16 protein-coding genes are annotated in these 14,057 nt (G+C 68.6%); 7 read left to right on the forward strand and 9 right to left on the reverse strand.

Features of this window, described 5'->3' with window-relative positions; genetic code table 11:
• Position 1: 1 nt before the first annotated feature.
• The 6 genes from AB0H84_RS24170 to AB0H84_RS24195 all read right to left on the reverse strand — a co-directional run bounded on the left by AB0H84_RS24170 (position 2) and on the right by AB0H84_RS24195 (position 7,000).
• Complete coding sequence (locus AB0H84_RS24170; RefSeq protein WP_357608136.1) at positions 2 to 835, reverse strand: glycosyltransferase family 2 protein; 834 nt, start codon at positions 833 to 835, stop codon at positions 2 to 4.
• 143 nt (positions 836 to 978) lie between these two features.
• Positions 979 to 2,109, reverse strand: coding sequence for a GNAT family N-acetyltransferase (locus tag AB0H84_RS24175; protein WP_357608139.1), 1,131 nt, complete (start codon positions 2,107 to 2,109; stop codon positions 979 to 981).
• The gene (locus tag AB0H84_RS24180; protein WP_357608142.1) at positions 2,106 to 2,471 is read right to left on the reverse strand and encodes a hypothetical protein; all 366 of its coding nucleotides are present in this window, start codon (positions 2,469 to 2,471) and stop codon (positions 2,106 to 2,108) included. The genes AB0H84_RS24175 and AB0H84_RS24180 overlap by 4 nt, the downstream gene beginning before the upstream one ends.
• 276 nt (positions 2,472 to 2,747) lie before the next feature.
• Positions 2,748 to 4,298 carry a sigma-70 family RNA polymerase sigma factor gene (locus AB0H84_RS24185; protein ID WP_357608145.1) on the reverse strand — a complete coding sequence of 517 codons (1,551 nt, stop codon included), beginning with the start codon at positions 4,296 to 4,298 and terminating at the stop codon, positions 2,748 to 2,750.
• A gap of 95 nt (positions 4,299 to 4,393) precedes the next feature.
• Entirely contained in the window at positions 4,394 to 6,166 is a 1,773-nt protein-coding gene (locus tag AB0H84_RS24190; protein ID WP_357608148.1) for a substrate-binding domain-containing protein, read from the reverse strand.
• 195 nt (positions 6,167 to 6,361) lie between these two features.
• Positions 6,362 to 7,000 carry a hypothetical protein gene (locus AB0H84_RS24195; protein WP_357608151.1) on the reverse strand — a complete coding sequence of 213 codons (639 nt, stop codon included), beginning with the start codon at positions 6,998 to 7,000 and terminating at the stop codon, positions 6,362 to 6,364.
• Between the two features lie 111 nt (positions 7,001 to 7,111).
• Here AB0H84_RS24195 and AB0H84_RS24200 point away from each other — a divergent pair, with 111 nt between their 5' ends.
• Entirely contained in the window at positions 7,112 to 7,915 is an 804-nt protein-coding gene (locus AB0H84_RS24200; protein WP_357608152.1) for a DUF4184 family protein, read from the forward strand.
• On the forward strand, positions 7,908 to 8,717 hold the full coding sequence (locus AB0H84_RS24205) for an RNA methyltransferase (RefSeq protein ID WP_357608155.1): 810 nt from the start codon (positions 7,908 to 7,910) through the stop codon (positions 8,715 to 8,717). Before AB0H84_RS24200 ends, AB0H84_RS24205 begins: the two co-directional genes overlap by 8 nt.
• An 8-nt stretch (positions 8,718 to 8,725) precedes the next feature.
• Here the strand turns inward: AB0H84_RS24205 and AB0H84_RS24210 are convergent, their stop codons facing one another.
• Positions 8,726 to 9,538 (reverse strand): hypothetical protein, encoded by an 813-nt coding sequence (locus AB0H84_RS24210; protein ID WP_357608158.1) that lies wholly within the window; start codon positions 9,536 to 9,538, stop codon positions 8,726 to 8,728.
• A gap of 125 nt (positions 9,539 to 9,663) precedes the next feature.
• Here AB0H84_RS24210 and AB0H84_RS24215 point away from each other — a divergent pair, with 125 nt between their 5' ends.
• Together AB0H84_RS24215 and AB0H84_RS24220 are read left to right on the forward strand one after the other, a co-directional pair.
• Positions 9,664 to 10,296 carry a GNAT family N-acetyltransferase gene (locus AB0H84_RS24215; protein WP_357608161.1) on the forward strand — a complete coding sequence of 211 codons (633 nt, stop codon included), beginning with the start codon at positions 9,664 to 9,666 and terminating at the stop codon, positions 10,294 to 10,296.
• 60 nt (positions 10,297 to 10,356) lie between these two features.
• Entirely contained in the window at positions 10,357 to 10,794 is a 438-nt protein-coding gene (locus tag AB0H84_RS24220; RefSeq protein ID WP_357608164.1) for a group II truncated hemoglobin, read from the forward strand.
• A 3-nt stretch (positions 10,795 to 10,797) separates the two neighbouring features.
• Here the strand turns inward: AB0H84_RS24220 and AB0H84_RS24225 are convergent, their stop codons facing one another.
• The gene (locus AB0H84_RS24225; RefSeq protein WP_357608167.1) at positions 10,798 to 11,088 is read right to left on the reverse strand and encodes a hypothetical protein; all 291 of its coding nucleotides are present in this window, start codon (positions 11,086 to 11,088) and stop codon (positions 10,798 to 10,800) included.
• Positions 11,089 to 11,219: 131 nt separating this feature from the next.
• On the opposite strand from AB0H84_RS24225, the gene AB0H84_RS24230 reads away from it, so the two are divergent.
• Both AB0H84_RS24230 and AB0H84_RS24235 read left to right on the forward strand, forming a co-directional pair.
• Positions 11,220 to 12,068, forward strand: coding sequence for a patatin-like phospholipase family protein (locus tag AB0H84_RS24230; RefSeq protein WP_357608170.1), 849 nt, complete (start codon positions 11,220 to 11,222; stop codon positions 12,066 to 12,068).
• Between the two features lie 351 nt (positions 12,069 to 12,419).
• Positions 12,420 to 12,626 carry a cold-shock protein gene (locus AB0H84_RS24235; RefSeq protein WP_357608173.1) on the forward strand — a complete coding sequence of 69 codons (207 nt, stop codon included), beginning with the start codon at positions 12,420 to 12,422 and terminating at the stop codon, positions 12,624 to 12,626.
• 105 nt (positions 12,627 to 12,731) lie between these two features.
• On the opposite strand, the gene AB0H84_RS24240 is transcribed toward AB0H84_RS24235, so the two are convergent.
• A complete protein-coding gene (locus AB0H84_RS24240) occupies positions 12,732 to 13,784 on the reverse strand; it encodes a LacI family DNA-binding transcriptional regulator (RefSeq protein ID WP_357608175.1) in 1,053 nt (350 codons plus the stop codon).
• A gap of 72 nt (positions 13,785 to 13,856) precedes the next feature.
• Between AB0H84_RS24240 and AB0H84_RS24245 the strand changes: the two genes are divergently transcribed.
• A complete protein-coding gene (locus AB0H84_RS24245; RefSeq protein WP_357608178.1) occupies positions 13,857 to 14,036 on the forward strand; it encodes a hypothetical protein in 180 nt (59 codons plus the stop codon).
• Positions 14,037 to 14,057: the final 21 nt, after the last annotated feature.

Genomic DNA, 14,057 nt, shown 5'->3' on the forward strand with positions numbered 1-14,057 from the left:
TTTATGCGACGCCTCGGTCAGCGGCGGGAGTGGCGGTCGGCTCAGGCTGAAGTGGAGCGGGCTGGCGACGCCACTCCTTCAGGATGGTCTTGAGCACGCGGAGGCCATCTCGTACGGCGCGAAGGTTGCTCTCGCCGTGAATGCGGGTGCGTTCGTGACTCGGCACCTCGTGCACCTTCAGCCCGGCCTTGGCGGCACGCACGTTCATCAGCGTCTCCACCTCGAAGCCGTCGCAGTCGAGGTCGAGCACGTCGAGGTGGCGGGCCCAGAAGGCGTTGTAGCCGTAGCACAGATCGGTGTATCTGGTGCCGTACAACACGTTGACCACCGTGGTTAAGAACTTGTTGCCGAGCCGCCGGTTGAGCGTCAGGTCGTCGCTGCCGCCGCCGGCCGCGTAGCGCGAGCCCTTGACGAAGTCGGCGCCCGTCACCAGGGCCCCGACGAAGGAGATGATCTCGCGGCCGTCGGTCGAGCCGTCGGCGTCGATCATCACGATGATGTCGCTGGTGCACGCCGCGAAGCCGGCTGCCAGGGCGTCACCCTTGCCCCTGCCGGTCTGCGTGACCACTTTCAGGTTGGGCCGCAGCCGCCTGGCCACGGCTACTGTGTCGTCGACGGAGTTGCCGTCGACGAGCACGATCTCGTCCACCCACTTCGGGATCGTGGCGAAGACGTGCGGCAGGTTCTCTGCCTCGTTCATCGCCGGCACGACCACGCTCACCGTCGGGGAGATCGCCAGGTGCGGCGTGACGGGTGTGAAGCTGGTGGGCGGCGGCATCGACCGCAAGGGTGCTGCTTGCGGTTTGCCGTTGTGCTTGGCTATCTCGGGACTCATGGCGAGGGCGATCCTTCCGGGACCCCTCCCCGCCGCGATCCGGACGCGGCCACACCCGGGTGCCGAGGGAATGGCGAAGCCGGTGAACGATGCATCGAAAGGGTCCTGTGCTGTGAGGGTGTCTGCCGGGGACACGGAAGCGTTCAGCGTGCTCCCGTTGGTGCTTTCACTACGGGGTTGGGTGACTCTTGCTGCTGCATCGAGGTGCGCATTCGACCGAAGCCCTTGAGCACACGGTCGGCCGCCTTATAAAGAGACGGTCGCTCCATGACGATTGTTCGGGCCTTGTTGAAAGGAGTTCGGCCCATCCAATGGACCGCCGCTGCCGCGGAGGGTCTTGAGATGCGACCTTCGGCGACGTACAAGACTCCGCTCTTGAGCCAGTCTTTGTACTCTTTGCCGCCTTTGCCCATATCCACCATGTGCAGTCCGTCGTTCGCGGCGGCCTCGGCCATCTGGAGATGATGGACGATGCCCGGCGAATAACGGCTGAACTCGATGTCGTAGGCGGGGAACCACCCTACAAGCGTGGTGGCCGTCCGGAGGCCGAAATGCCCGGCAACCGGTACATCCCCGGCATAAAGCATGGTCAGGACGCCTGCGAAGTCCGATGACTTTTCGGCATGCATCATGTCCGTCAATTCGACGATCCACGGCTGGGCGAATCTATCCACCCGGCCAGTTCTTCGATACTGGTCGGACTTCCATGTCAGCAGCGTGCGCAGCACCTCGGGGTCGGCGGAGGCCCACTCGAAGCGCAGCTCGCCCTGCTCCCTGCCGAGCTTGCGCTCCTTGTAGCGGACGGTCTTGAGGTTTTTCGGGGAATTGGACCTGACCTGCTCGATCCAGGCGTCGAACCCGGAGGTGAAATCCATGACCGGGGCGGGCCGGACATCTTGCTCGTAGGGGGCGAAGGTGGGCTGTCCCGCCACCAGGTGGTCGAAGTCGAACACGCTGAGCTTGCAGGCCCGCAACAGCGCCCTGGCGTCGAGCTGCAGCTCGGGGGTCGAAATCAACCCGTGGCAGGTGGTGAGGAAGCCGCCGAGCGGCTTGCCGATGCCGAAGTTGTGCCGCTCGTGCGGGAAGAACCCCACGATGCCGTCGGCGCCGGAGATGACCGCCACCCGCACGTAATCGCGTACGCGGTCCATCGCCACCGCGAACTCGACCGAAAGGAATGGATTGTCCAGTCTCGAATCGGCTTTCTGCAGCTCCCGCCATCGGCTCCGCTCGGAGTCACCGAGCTCTCCCGGCCGTATTACCTGGATGTTCACCTGGCCCCCTGCCGCGTCTGCATGCTCTTCCCCCGGTACAACACGCGAAGCACGTACATGAACCCTCCGAGCACGGCGACCGTCGCGACGCCTGCCCGGGGCGACCACGCGCCGAACAGCAACATCGCCTGAGCGAGAAGCACGTTGAGTACGAGACTTGCCGCGGCCCCTACTGATAACGCGGCAAGGGGGTCACGATCGCGCAACAGTCCTACAACCGCCGCACCGGGAACGACCAGAAGGAACAGAGAGATTAGAAATGGGCGCAACGGGGTGTTTATGTCGAAAAGCGCCACAACTGCGCCGGCTATGCAGGCGAGAGCCACCAGCCACTTCAGTACCGTGCGCTGCTGCTTGAGCATGCCTCTCTCCTGCTCTGTTATCAAAGCACTACTGATCGCTATTTCATGGGACCAATCTGGGCCATGGGCCGTCAATGCCGACGCTTGGCGACGCACCCTGGTTTACCGCCATACAAAGATTTTCTCGTGGGGTTTCAGCACACAGTCAAGGGGTTTCGGCCTCGGGCCGTCTCCCAGGCACACCACAATGCCCTATGCGGACAGTCCTCTTCGAGTGAAGGGCCGAATCATCCATTTATGTCGGCTATAAATGCCGATCCACACAATGGTGATCTTTTAGCCGTCGAGATTCTCGGCGTCGTCCGCGGACGCGGTCTCGGAGGACGACGCGCTGGGCTCGGCTGAGGCCGTCGGCTCGCCGGTCGGCTCCGAGGTCTGCCCCGTACGGCCGTTCCAGGCCAGCGAGCAGCTCGCGGTGCCGCCGTTCGAGGTGAAGGTGACGCGGCCCCTGCCCGAGCTGTCCGGGTCGAGGACCGTCACCCAGATCGCCACGGAGCCGCCGGCCTTGATCGACCCGCTCGCCGGGAACACGTCCAGCCCTTGCGAGGCGGTCGCCACCCACGAGACCGCGGCGTTGCGGGCCCTGAGCCCGACCTTGGCCGCGCCGTCGATCGCCTGCGGGCACGACGTGCCGAGCCGGGCGCCGGGTGCCGGCCTGCGGCGGGCGGGTGTCGGGGCGGTCGCCTGCCTGGCGCTCGGCCGAGCCGTCGGGGTGACGCGGCCGGAGGGGGTGCGGCTGGGCGTCGGGGTCGGCGTGAGCTCGTCCTGCTCGTCCTGCTCGTCCGTGGGCTCGGGCGTCGGAGCGTCCTCCGCGGTGTCCTCCCCAGGGCTCTCCTCGACCGAGAAGGTGGGCGAGGGCGCGGCTCGCAAGGGGGTGTCGTCGGAGGAGTCGCCGCCGTTGATCGCGACCATGGCCCCCGTGGCGGCCAGCACGCACGCGCCCGCCAGCAGGACCGGCGCCAGGCGGCGCTGCCTGCGCCGCCGTGAGCGGGGCTCGGCGGCCACGGGGAAGCCGGTCTTGTCGAAGCTGTCCCCGCGATCGGTGATCAGGGTGCGGGTCTGGTCCCGCTCGGGGTTGACGCACGTGTCGATCACCCGGCGGCGCAGCGAGATGGGCGGGTACGCGACCGGCACCAGGTCCAGGAGCCGCCCCGCCGAGACCCGACGGTGCCGGCCCTCGGTGCACACCTCGCACCCGCCGATGTGCCCCGACAGCCGCCGCCGCAGCAGCGGGGTGAGCGGGGACTCGCAACCGTCCAGCATGGCCGACAGGTCAGGGCAGTGCGCCCGCCCTGTCCTGGCCAGCACCACGGCGGCGGCCGCGTTCTCCAGGTGGTCACGGGCCCTGCCGAGCCGGCCCACCGCCTGCCGCGAGGTCAGCCCGAGCACCGCGCCGACCTCGGCCGGCGTCAGGCCGTGGCGCAGCGACAGCTCCAGGACCTCGCGCTCGCTCCTGCTCAGCTCGCCCAGCGTCTCGTGGACCAGATCGGCCAGCTCGGGGTCGTCGTGCTCCTCCAGCACCGGCAGCGGCATGCCCTCCGCGGGCGTCCGATGCGCCAGCCTGGCGCGTACCTGGAACCTGGTCAGCGCGTACAGCCAGGCCCGCAGCCTGGCCGGCTCCTTCAGCCGGTGCACGCACCCCTGCGCGGTGACCAGGGCGTCGTGCACGGCGTCCGCGGCCACGTCGGCGGCGAAGGAACTGGCGTAGTCGTGCAGCCGCTCGGCGTACAGGTCGTACAGCTTGGCGGGAGCGTCGGTGTGCGCGCGGCGCAGAGCCTCGACCAGCTCATGCTCCTCGGCGCGACCGACGGACGGCCATCCGGGCACGGATCCCCTCCCCGCGGGTAGAACGGGCACTCAAGCCCCACGCGGAGAGGACGCGGCCGTGTCATGACCGGTTAACCCCCCATGCCCAACAGGTATTACCCGTCGCAGTTGGGGGTGCAGAGGCGGCGTTCCATGCCCTGGAGGAAGAAGTCGCGCACCTGGAGGATGTTCTTGGCGATGTACGCCTCGCCTCCCGTGGCCTTGGCCAGGGCGTCCATCTGCTGCTTGCCCTTCTCGGCCTCCGGGCCGAACGCGATCAGCAGGATGCTGACGGGCCGCTTCGGGTTGTAGGTCTTCTTCAGGAACTGCAGGATCTCGCCGTTCTTCACGCCGCCGTCCGGGTCGTCGTTGCCGGCGCCGTCCGTGAGGATGACCATCGTGTTGATCTTGTCTTCCTGGTACGTCTTGGTCATCTGCGTGTACGCGGCCTTGACCGTGTCGTTCAGCCCGGTGTCGCCCGTGGCCTTGGCCTGGATCGAGGCGAACGTCTTGACCAGCATGTCCTTGCGGAGCGTCCCGTTGATCGACTCGCTGAGCGGGCCCAAGGAGACGAGCTCCTTCCAGTCCTTGCCCTTTCCGTCCATATGCGTGGAGAACGTCCACAGGCCCAGCTCGGAGTCGGCGGGGAACAGGCCGAGGCCCTCGGTGGCGATCTTGTTGATGGCCTGCATGCGGGTCATCCCCGTACCGGGAACGGGCAGCGCCATCGTGCCGGAGACGTCGAGCAGCGTGAGCAGGCGGCTGCCGAGGTTCAGCCTGGACCAGGTCTGCACCATCCTGGCGACGGTCGCGCCGTCCGGCGGCTCCAGGGCCGGCGGCGTCTCAGGCGTGAACCCCTTGTCCTTCGACAGCGCGTCGCCCCCCTTGCCGTCGGTGCTGCGGAAGCCCGCCTCGCGCAGGACCTTCTTGGCCGACTCCGTGGCGAGGTCCTGCTTGAAGTCCGCCGCGGCCTTGAGCACCGACGGATCCTTGGTGAGGATCGTGACCGGGTAGTCGAGGCTCAGCGTGCCTTCCTTCGGATAGAGCGCGACCACCGGATTCTCCGGCTTCTTGGCGTTGTGGGCGTAGATGGCCTGCTCGGAGGCGACGCCGATGGGCACCCTGCTGCCCGACTTCACCGTGAGGCTCGCCAGCAGCGCCGTCGAGTCGGACGCGAGCTGCCCCGACAGCTCCTTCAGCGCGCCGACCAGCGCCTTGTCCTGCTTGGCCTCCTTCGCCGCGCCGGCGGCGGCCAGCAGCGCGGCCAGCCCGGCGGAGTTCTTCTGAGGGTCGAGGGCGAGCACGCGGACCTTCTTGCCCGGCCCGTCCACGTTGGCCACGTTCGCCGCCGAGATCATGGCGGTCCAGCTCGGCTGGAGGGTGCCGGTCAGCTTCGACGCGGACGACTTGGCCGCCGCCAGCACCACGGGCGAGACCGCGATCGAGCCGTCCACCTGCGGCAGCGCCTGGCCGGCCGGGGAGTTGCGCAGGCTCTCCATCAGGAGGCTGGAGTCCGCCACCCAGAAGTCGGCGTTGGCCTTGCCCGCGGCCACCGCGTTCGCGGTCCGGGCCGCGGCCTCCTTGGCCACCGTCACCTCGACGCACTTGCTGTCGATCGAGTGCATGGCCTTGTTGTAGCTACCTGCGATCTTGTTGAGCGCGGGCTGGATGTCGGGGGTCGCGACGACGCGCAGCGCCAGCTTGCCGCCCGAGCAGTCGTGATCGCGGTTGAAGATGACGAACGCGGCGACACCGAGGAGCACGGCCAGCGCGACGGCGCCGGCCAGCGGCACGATCACCCTGCCGCGACCGCTGCTGGAGCGTCTGCGGGCCGGGGGTTCGTGCGATCTGTATCCGCCGTCGAGCTCGTCTGTGCGGTGTCGCCCCACGATGTCCTCTTAGCTATGGTTTGAACGTTGTCGGAGACCCTAGCGGGAGATACTCCGCAATACTTCCGGAACGATACTCGGTGTGCTGAGTGTGGGAAAACAGCCCTTTTGGTGCGGTGACTACCGCCTGTAAGTGCAGTTTCCTCTTTGCGTGATGTTCCGCGAGAGGAAATCGTGACTGGCCGGATCGAGCGGCTAATGGCAGCAGTCGTGGCCGCGCCAGGCCCGTCCGCCCTCTCGTACGGCGACCGCGGCCAGCCCCACCGCCACGGCCGGATCGACCCACCACCAGCCCAGCGTGGTGAGCCACAGGCTCGCCAGCACCCCCGCCGCCATGGCGGCGCAGATGAGGTTCTGCGCGCCCTCTCCCGAGGTGGCCGCCGACGCCAGCCGCGCCCCGAGCCGCCGCTTGGCCACCCCCAAGACGGGCATGCTGATCAGGCTGATCGCCGTCACCGCGACCCCCAGCGCGCTCGGCGCCGACCGCTGTCCGGCGTCGAGGTCGTAGGCCACGTGGAGGACCAGGTAGGGCGCGAGGAGCCAGCAGCTCACCGCGACCGCCCGCCGGGCGGTGCGCTCGGCGCTCGGCGAGAGCGTGCGGGCGCCGGTGAACCGCCACACCACGATCAGGCTGGCCGCCGCCTCCACCAACGACGACAGGCCCCATCCGATCAGCGCCAGGGAATGCGCCGCGAAGCCGGCTGCCAGGCCGAGCGTGCTCTCCACGCCCAGCCAGACCAGCGTGGCCACCGAGAGGGAACGGGCGGCGCGAGCGGCGCGCAGCCAGTCGGCTGACGCGGCCGGATGCGCATGAATCCGCTGGTCAGGCACCATGACCCTCCGCACTCCCCGGCTATCCGGCCGTCGACAGCGATGTGTAATGTACCCACTACGTACCGTAACGTAGCGTCCGGGCAGCGAGGGATGGAGAACTTTGCCCGCATAATGAGCGCTGATCGCAACGGAGGGGGGCCCGGTTTGCCGTTCACGCCCAGTCACATGGCCGCGGTGGTACCGCTGATGTCGTCGCCGCGCGTACGCAGGTTCGCCGATCCGTGGGCGCTGGCGCTCGGGGCGATGGTCCCCGATCTGCCGATCTTCCTGCCGTTCCTGCCCGACTACGGCAAGTGGCACTCCTGGGTCGGCGTGGTCACCATCGACCTCGCCTGCGTCCTGCTGCTGTTGCCGCTCTTCCACGGCGTCTTCAGGGAACCCCTGATCTCGCTGCTCCCGCCGTCGCTCGCGGGCCGCGCCGCCGTCCTGGCCCCTTCTCGGCCCCAACTCGTCCCCATGGCCGTCGGAGCGGTGATCGGTGCGGCCTCCCACGTCTTCTGGGACTCCTTCACCCACTCCAGAGGCCCTGAGGAGTGGGGGGACTGGCTGTCGATCCGGGTGTTCGGCGTGATCCGGCTCTTCCGGCTGCTGCAGTACGTCTCGTCCGTGATCGGCCTGGCCGTCGTGCTGTGGTGGGGATGGCGCGGCCTGTCCCGGATGGCGGACAGCCCCGTGCCCGACCGCCTGCGGATCAGCCGGCGCGTGCGGGGGCTCGTCATGCTGCTGTGCTCGATCGGGACGATCGCGGGCGCGCTGCTCTGGCCTCTCGTGGACGAGCCCGCCCCGGAGCTCGGCATCCCCAGCGTGCTCACCAAGACGGGCGCGGGCACCTTGATCGGCCTGTGCCTGGTGCTGACCTGCTATGCGACGGTCTGGCAGGTCAGGCAGCGCATGGCACTATCGGAAGGTGCTTGAGTACGTAACCGACGCCGACGACCCCCGCCTGTCCGACTACACCCGGCTCAGGGACGTGGAACTGCGCAAGAGCCTGGAGGCCTCGCGGGGCCTGTTCCTGGCGGAGGGGGAGAAGGTGATCAGGCGCGCCATCGGCGCCGGCTACCCGATCCGCTCGGTCCTGACCACGCGCCGCTGGCTGCCCTCGCTCGAGGACGTCCTCGGGGACGCCCTCGTCTACGTGGTGAGCGACGAGATCATGTCGGGCATCGCGGGCTTCCAGGTCCACCGCGGCGCCCTGGCCTCGATGGAACGCCTTTCCCTGCCCTCCGTCGAGACCCTGCTGAAGGGGCACGCGCGGCGGCTGCTCGTCCTGGAGGACCTGGTGGACCACTCCAACGTCGGCGCCATCTTCCGGAGCGCCGCCGCCCTGGGCGTGGACGGGATCCTCCTGTCGCCCCGGTGCGCCGATCCGTTGTACCGGCGGGCGGTGAAGGTCTCGATGGGCGCGGTGTTCTCGATCCCGTACGCGCGCATGGACGACTGGTTCGGCGGGCTGGCGCGGCTGCGGGAGGCGGGTTTCCAGACGCTCGCCCTGACCCCGGATCAGACGGCCATCCCCATGGACGAGGTCAAGCTGGGTGACCGGGTGGCGCTGCTGCTCGGCTCGGAGGGCGACGGCTTGTCGTCGCACTGGCTGCACGAGGCGGATCAGGCGGTCTGCATCCCGATGAGCTCGGCGGCGATGGCCGCCGGCGTGGACTCGCTGAATGTCGTGGCCGCGGCGGCCATCGCCTGCCACGGGTTGATGCGCGCGAGCTGACTCGGGACCTACCGTGAGCACCGTCGCGTCCAGCGCTTGTTCCGGTAAACGTTGGTGCACTTGCGAGTGACATCGCCCAGGGTGTCGTCCTCCGTCTTGGTGCAGACACTGTTGACGGTCTCTGTGCAGCGGTTGGTCGCGACGCACTCACCGTTGATGGTGGTGGTGCAATACTCCTCCTCCTCTTCCTCCGCCTCGGGGGCATCGGGGTCCTCGTAATCCACGGCCGCCTTGGCCGCATCTCCGCCGCTCCTCCGCGCGCGGTAAGTCTCCCCGTACGGCTTCCGGAAAGAGCCGTCCTCGCCTTTCCCGCCGACCGGCGGAACGTGCCCGTCGATGCGGATGTAGTACCAGGAATGGTTTTTCTCGCCGTCATCGCACCTGATATCGGAGACCCTGATGCGCGTCCTTTTGACAACGCATATCTCGACGCGGGCGTCGACGTCGGTGAGCATCACCTTCGAGCCGATGCCGCCCTTTGCCGGAGCCCGGTACGAGTCCCCGGGCGGCTGCTTGAACGAGCCCCGCTTCGCCCGGGATCCGGTGGCGGGAATCCGGGCGTCCAGCGGGAAGAAATACCAGGTGAGGCCGGACTGCGCATCATCGCAGCCTCGATAGTTGACCCGAATCCGCGTCTTCTTGACGACGCAGATCTCGATGTATCCCTCGTCATCGTCGTCGTCATCCGCCGTCTCCTGGGACGGCTGCGGAACGGTGGATACTTCGGCAGGGGCGGGAGCGGGTGGCGTGACCGTGCATCCCGGCACCATCAATACGGGCGCGACGAAGAAGGCCAACCGTAATCTGGTCAGTACCAACATTCCTCACCATGTGAGAGGGGTCGTCGACCCGATCAACGACAGGGTCGAGGGTGTGGTTCCGGAATAATGTGCCCGCGCGGAAATAGGGATGATGCCGTCCGCGATGTTCGGAACAATGGGCCGGTATGCGTCACTGGCCCGTATTCGATCTGCGCCTGACCACCCCCCGCCTGGAGCTCCGGCTGCCCTCCCTGGAGGATCTCGACGAGCTGGCCGACCGCGCGCTGGAAGGCGTGCATGATCCGGCCCTGATGCCGTTCGGCGTTCCGTGGACCGACGCCCCCGCCGACGAGCTGCCGGCGAACGTCATCCGTTACCAGCTCGGCATCATGTCGCGGTGGCAGCGCGAGCGCTGGTGCTGCAACTTCGTCGTCGTTCACGAAGGGCGGGTGATCGGCACCCAGGACCTGTCCGGGCAGAGCTTCGCGGTCACCCGCGAGGTGCAGACGGGCTCGTGGCTGGGCCGCGCCCACCAGGGCCAGGGCTTCGGCACCGAGATGCGCGCCGCCGTCCTGCATCTGGCCTTCGCGGGGCTCGGCGCCCGGACGGCCGTCTCCAGCGCGTTCCTGGACAACGCCGCCTCGCTGGGTGTCTCCCGCAAGCTCGGCTACCGGGCCGACGGGCTGTCGGTAGACGAGGTACGCGGCAGGCGGGCGGTCCAGCAGCGCCTGCGCCTCGACTGCGCCGACTTCGCCGACCCGGTCCCGGTGAAGATCCACGGCCTGGAGCCCTGTTTGCCGTACTTCGGGTTTGTTTGACATGGGAAATGCGGAAAAGTGGGGCTGGCACGGCCTGCCGTCACCTGTGAGGCTGTAACCGTGAAGACGCTATTCGAGCACGCGGGGGGCGAAGAGGGCCTGCGCGCGTTCATCGAGATCTTTTACCGCAGCCTGCTGGCCGACCCGCTGCTCCAGCCGCTCTTCGGCGAGGGCAGGCCAAGTCATATCGACAACCTGACCGCCTTCACGGTGGAGACCTTCGGCGGTCCCGACACCTTCTCCAAGGAGATGGGCGGGTTCCCGCTGCTCATCGACGCCCACCGAGGTCTGAAGATCAACGAGGAGCAGCGGCGGCGGTTCGTCGAGCTGTACATGGCGGCGGCCGACCAGGCGGGGCTGCCCGGCGACGAGCCGTTCAGGGCTTCGCTCCGCTCTCACGTGGAGTTCGGCACGGAAGTGGCCGTCCAGAACTCCCACGCGGAGACCGACGACCAGCTCCACCCCCTGCGCGAGGTCCCGCGCTGGGACTGGGAGTAGGCGTCAGTGCCGGCCGTCGCCGAGCCAGTCGGGGTAGCCGTCGACGTCGTGGATGACCGGCGCGCTGACGATGGAGCAGCACTCGCCGGTCTGCCTGAGGTGCTGTTCGAGCGTGGCCGCATGGCGGTCGGTCGTGACGAGCGTGAGCTCCCAGGTGATCTCGCCGGGGCGCGTGGACGGCACTTCCGCGATGTCGATCGAGGCCGCCAGCCCGGCTCCGAGGATGGCGTGCGCGAGGGCGGCAGCTTGCTCGTGGCCCTCGACCGTGGCCCGGACCTCGATGAATTCCGCCATGGGGGATGCCTCCCAGATGCTGCGAAAGACCACCTTATCCACGGGGCCGGCCGCCGGTAAGCGGTTTCTGGATCAGGTAGCCCAAGTGATGGTGCGGTCCTGTCGTGGAAATTCGGTGATCAGGAGTGCGGATGACGACCAGAGCGGTGGTCCTGGGTGGTGGCGGGGTGGTCGGGGTCGCCTGGGAGACCGGTGTCCTGGCCGGGCTCGCCGCGAGCGGTGTCGACCTGCGGGAGGCGGACCTGGTGGTGGGCACGTCGGCGGGCGCGCTCGTGGGCGCGCAACTCGCCTCCGGGCTGGATCTCGAACGCCTGTACGCGAGGCAGCTCGAGCCCTCAGCCGGGGAGAGCGCGCCGAAGACGTCATCGCTGGGCCTGGTCCGGATGGTGTGGCAGCTGTCCAGGTCGAAGACCTCCCAGGAGTTCGGCGCGCGGATGGGGCGCATCGCGCTGGCCGCGAAGACCGCGCCGGAGTCGGAGCGGCGGGCGCAGGTGGCCGGGTGGCTGGGCGACGAGGTGCGGGGATGGCCGGACACGCGGCTGGTGATCGCGGCGGTGGACGCGGAGAGCGGCGAGCCGGCCGATTTCGACGCCGGTAGCGGTGTCGATCTGGTGGACGCCGTCTGCGCCAGCACCGCGAGCCCCGGTGTACGGCCGCCCGCCACGATCGGCGGACGCCGCTACATCGACGGCGGCATGCGCTCGCCGGCCAATATCCACCTGGCCGCGGGCTACGACCGCATCGTGGTCATCGCGCCGGTCACCCGGGGCGGGGGGATCATGCCCGGGGTGGAAGAGCAGATCGCGGATCTGGGCGACGGGGTGCGGGTCGCCCTGGTGACGCCGGAACCGCAGAGCTGGCGCGAGGTCACCGGGCGCTCGCCGGGCAACCTGCTGGACCCCGCCCGACGCGCACCGGCCGCCAGGAACGGCCGGGCGCTGGGGGTCGCGGACGAGGTGGCCGCCGTCTGGAACCCTTGACTCCTGGCTGATCCACCTTCAGATCGCCTTCGCTGACGCGCACGCGCTGGGCTGGGCCATGCCGGCCAAGTCGATCATCCCCGTCGGCGCTCCTCCGGCTTCCTGAAACCCCGCTGCCGGTCGATCGCCACGACGCCGTCCCAGCGGCGGGGGTATGCGTAGCACGCCTGCACGTGTGCTAAGTTGGATCTAGTTGCAGTTGTGGTACCCATAAAAACTTGTGTGCACCTGACGGTATGTAGCCTCAGGTGCATTGTTGTTTGCCCGTTCTCTCCGGGTGTGGGCCTATCGCGGCGACGCGAAATCCGTCCGATGCGGATTTCGGCTTTACACCTATCAAAGGAGATCAACATGGCTTCTGGCACCGTGAAGTGGTTCAACTCGGAAAAGGGCTTCGGCTTCATCGAGCAGGACGGCGGCGGCGCCGACGTCTTCGCGCACTACTCCAACATCGTCGCCAACGGCGGCTACCGCGAGCTGCGCGAGGGCCAGAAGGTGGCCTTCGACATCACCCAGGGCCAGAAGGGCCCTCAGGCCGAGAACATCGTTCCCGCCTGACCCTGACGCACCACGCAGCTGGGGCCCGCACCGTACGGTGCGGGCCCCGCTGCGTTGCTCTTGCGGTACTCAATGACTCGAGCTCTCGCTGCGCGGCCTGACCCGTCAGGTCTGAGGCGGGGGAGCGGTCGAGGCGCGGACGATCAGTTCGTACGGGAAGATCAGGCGCTCCGGCTCGGCCGCGGTCCCCGACAGCAGCAGCCGCCCCGCCGTCTCGCCCATCTCCTGCTTGGCCTGCCTGATCGTGGTGAGCCCCGCCTCCTCGGCCGCGCTGTCGGAGAAGCCCACCACAGACAGCTCCCTCGGCACCTCCAGCCCCAGGTCGGCGGCCGCGTCGAGGATCCCCAGCGCGAGCACGTCGGTGTTGGTGAGGATCGCGGTGGGCCGTGGGTCGCGACCGAGCAGCGCGTGTCCCGCCTTCCGCCCGGCCTCCCGCGAGTTACGCGCGACCTCGTAGAACGGCACGCCTGACCAGTCGATCCCGGCCTCCTCGCAGGCCTGCTGGTAGCCGCCCCGCCGGCGCCGCATGGCCTCGTACACGGCGCTCTGCTGACGCTCCTGGGAGGCCCAGCCGGTGTAGCCGTCCTCATGCAGCCCCACCATGGCCACGCCCACGCGCCGGTGCCCGAGCCGCAGGACGTGCCGTGCGGCGGTGGCCGCGGCGGCGGGCTCGTCGATCCCCAGGAACGGATGTCCGGGCACGTACGGCTCGTCCACCACCACGACGGGCAGCTTCCTGGCGAACACCTCGGCCAGCGCCGGATGCCCGTCGGCCAGCGACATCACGCAGAACGAGTCGACCACCGCGTCCCTGACCGTCTCGCTGCGCCGGTCGCCGTGCGGGATCGGCAGGATGAGCAGCCCCACCCCCGCGTCCTCGGCCGCCGTCGCCAGCCCCTGGAGGAAGCCGATCGAGTACGGGTCGGCGAACGCGTACGCCAGCGTCTCCGTGAAGATCAGCCCGAGCGCCCCCGCCCGCCCCAGCCGCAGCGAGCGCGCCGTCGGGTTGGGCCCCGCGTAGCCGAGCTCGTCGGCCACCTCCATGATCCGCTGCCGCAGCCCCTCGCTGAGCTGGTCGGGCCGGGAGAAGGCGTAGGACACGGTGGCCCGGGACACGCCCACCCGGTCGGCGATCGTCTGCAGTGTCACCCTGGCCATCGTCCCACCGTACCGAAGAGCTTGCCCCATCCTTCTTAATTGATTAAGGTCTTAATTGATTAAGGAGGAGTCATGGACGCTATGCAGGTCCTCGCGCACCAGACGGCGATGGGCTACCGGGGTTCGCTGGGCGACGCGCTCCCCGAGGCGCCGCGCAGACCGCACCGCCCCAGGGCGAAGGTGCGCGTACGGGTGGCGCACTCGCTCAGATGGACCGCCGACCGACTGGATCCGGCCTGCCGGACCATGTGAGGAAAGTGAGCCCGGCCTTCC

Origin of the sequence: Nonomuraea sp. NPDC050786, assembly GCF_040654115.1 — a bacterium.
Lineage (GTDB): Bacteria > Actinomycetota > Actinomycetes > Streptosporangiales > Streptosporangiaceae > Nonomuraea.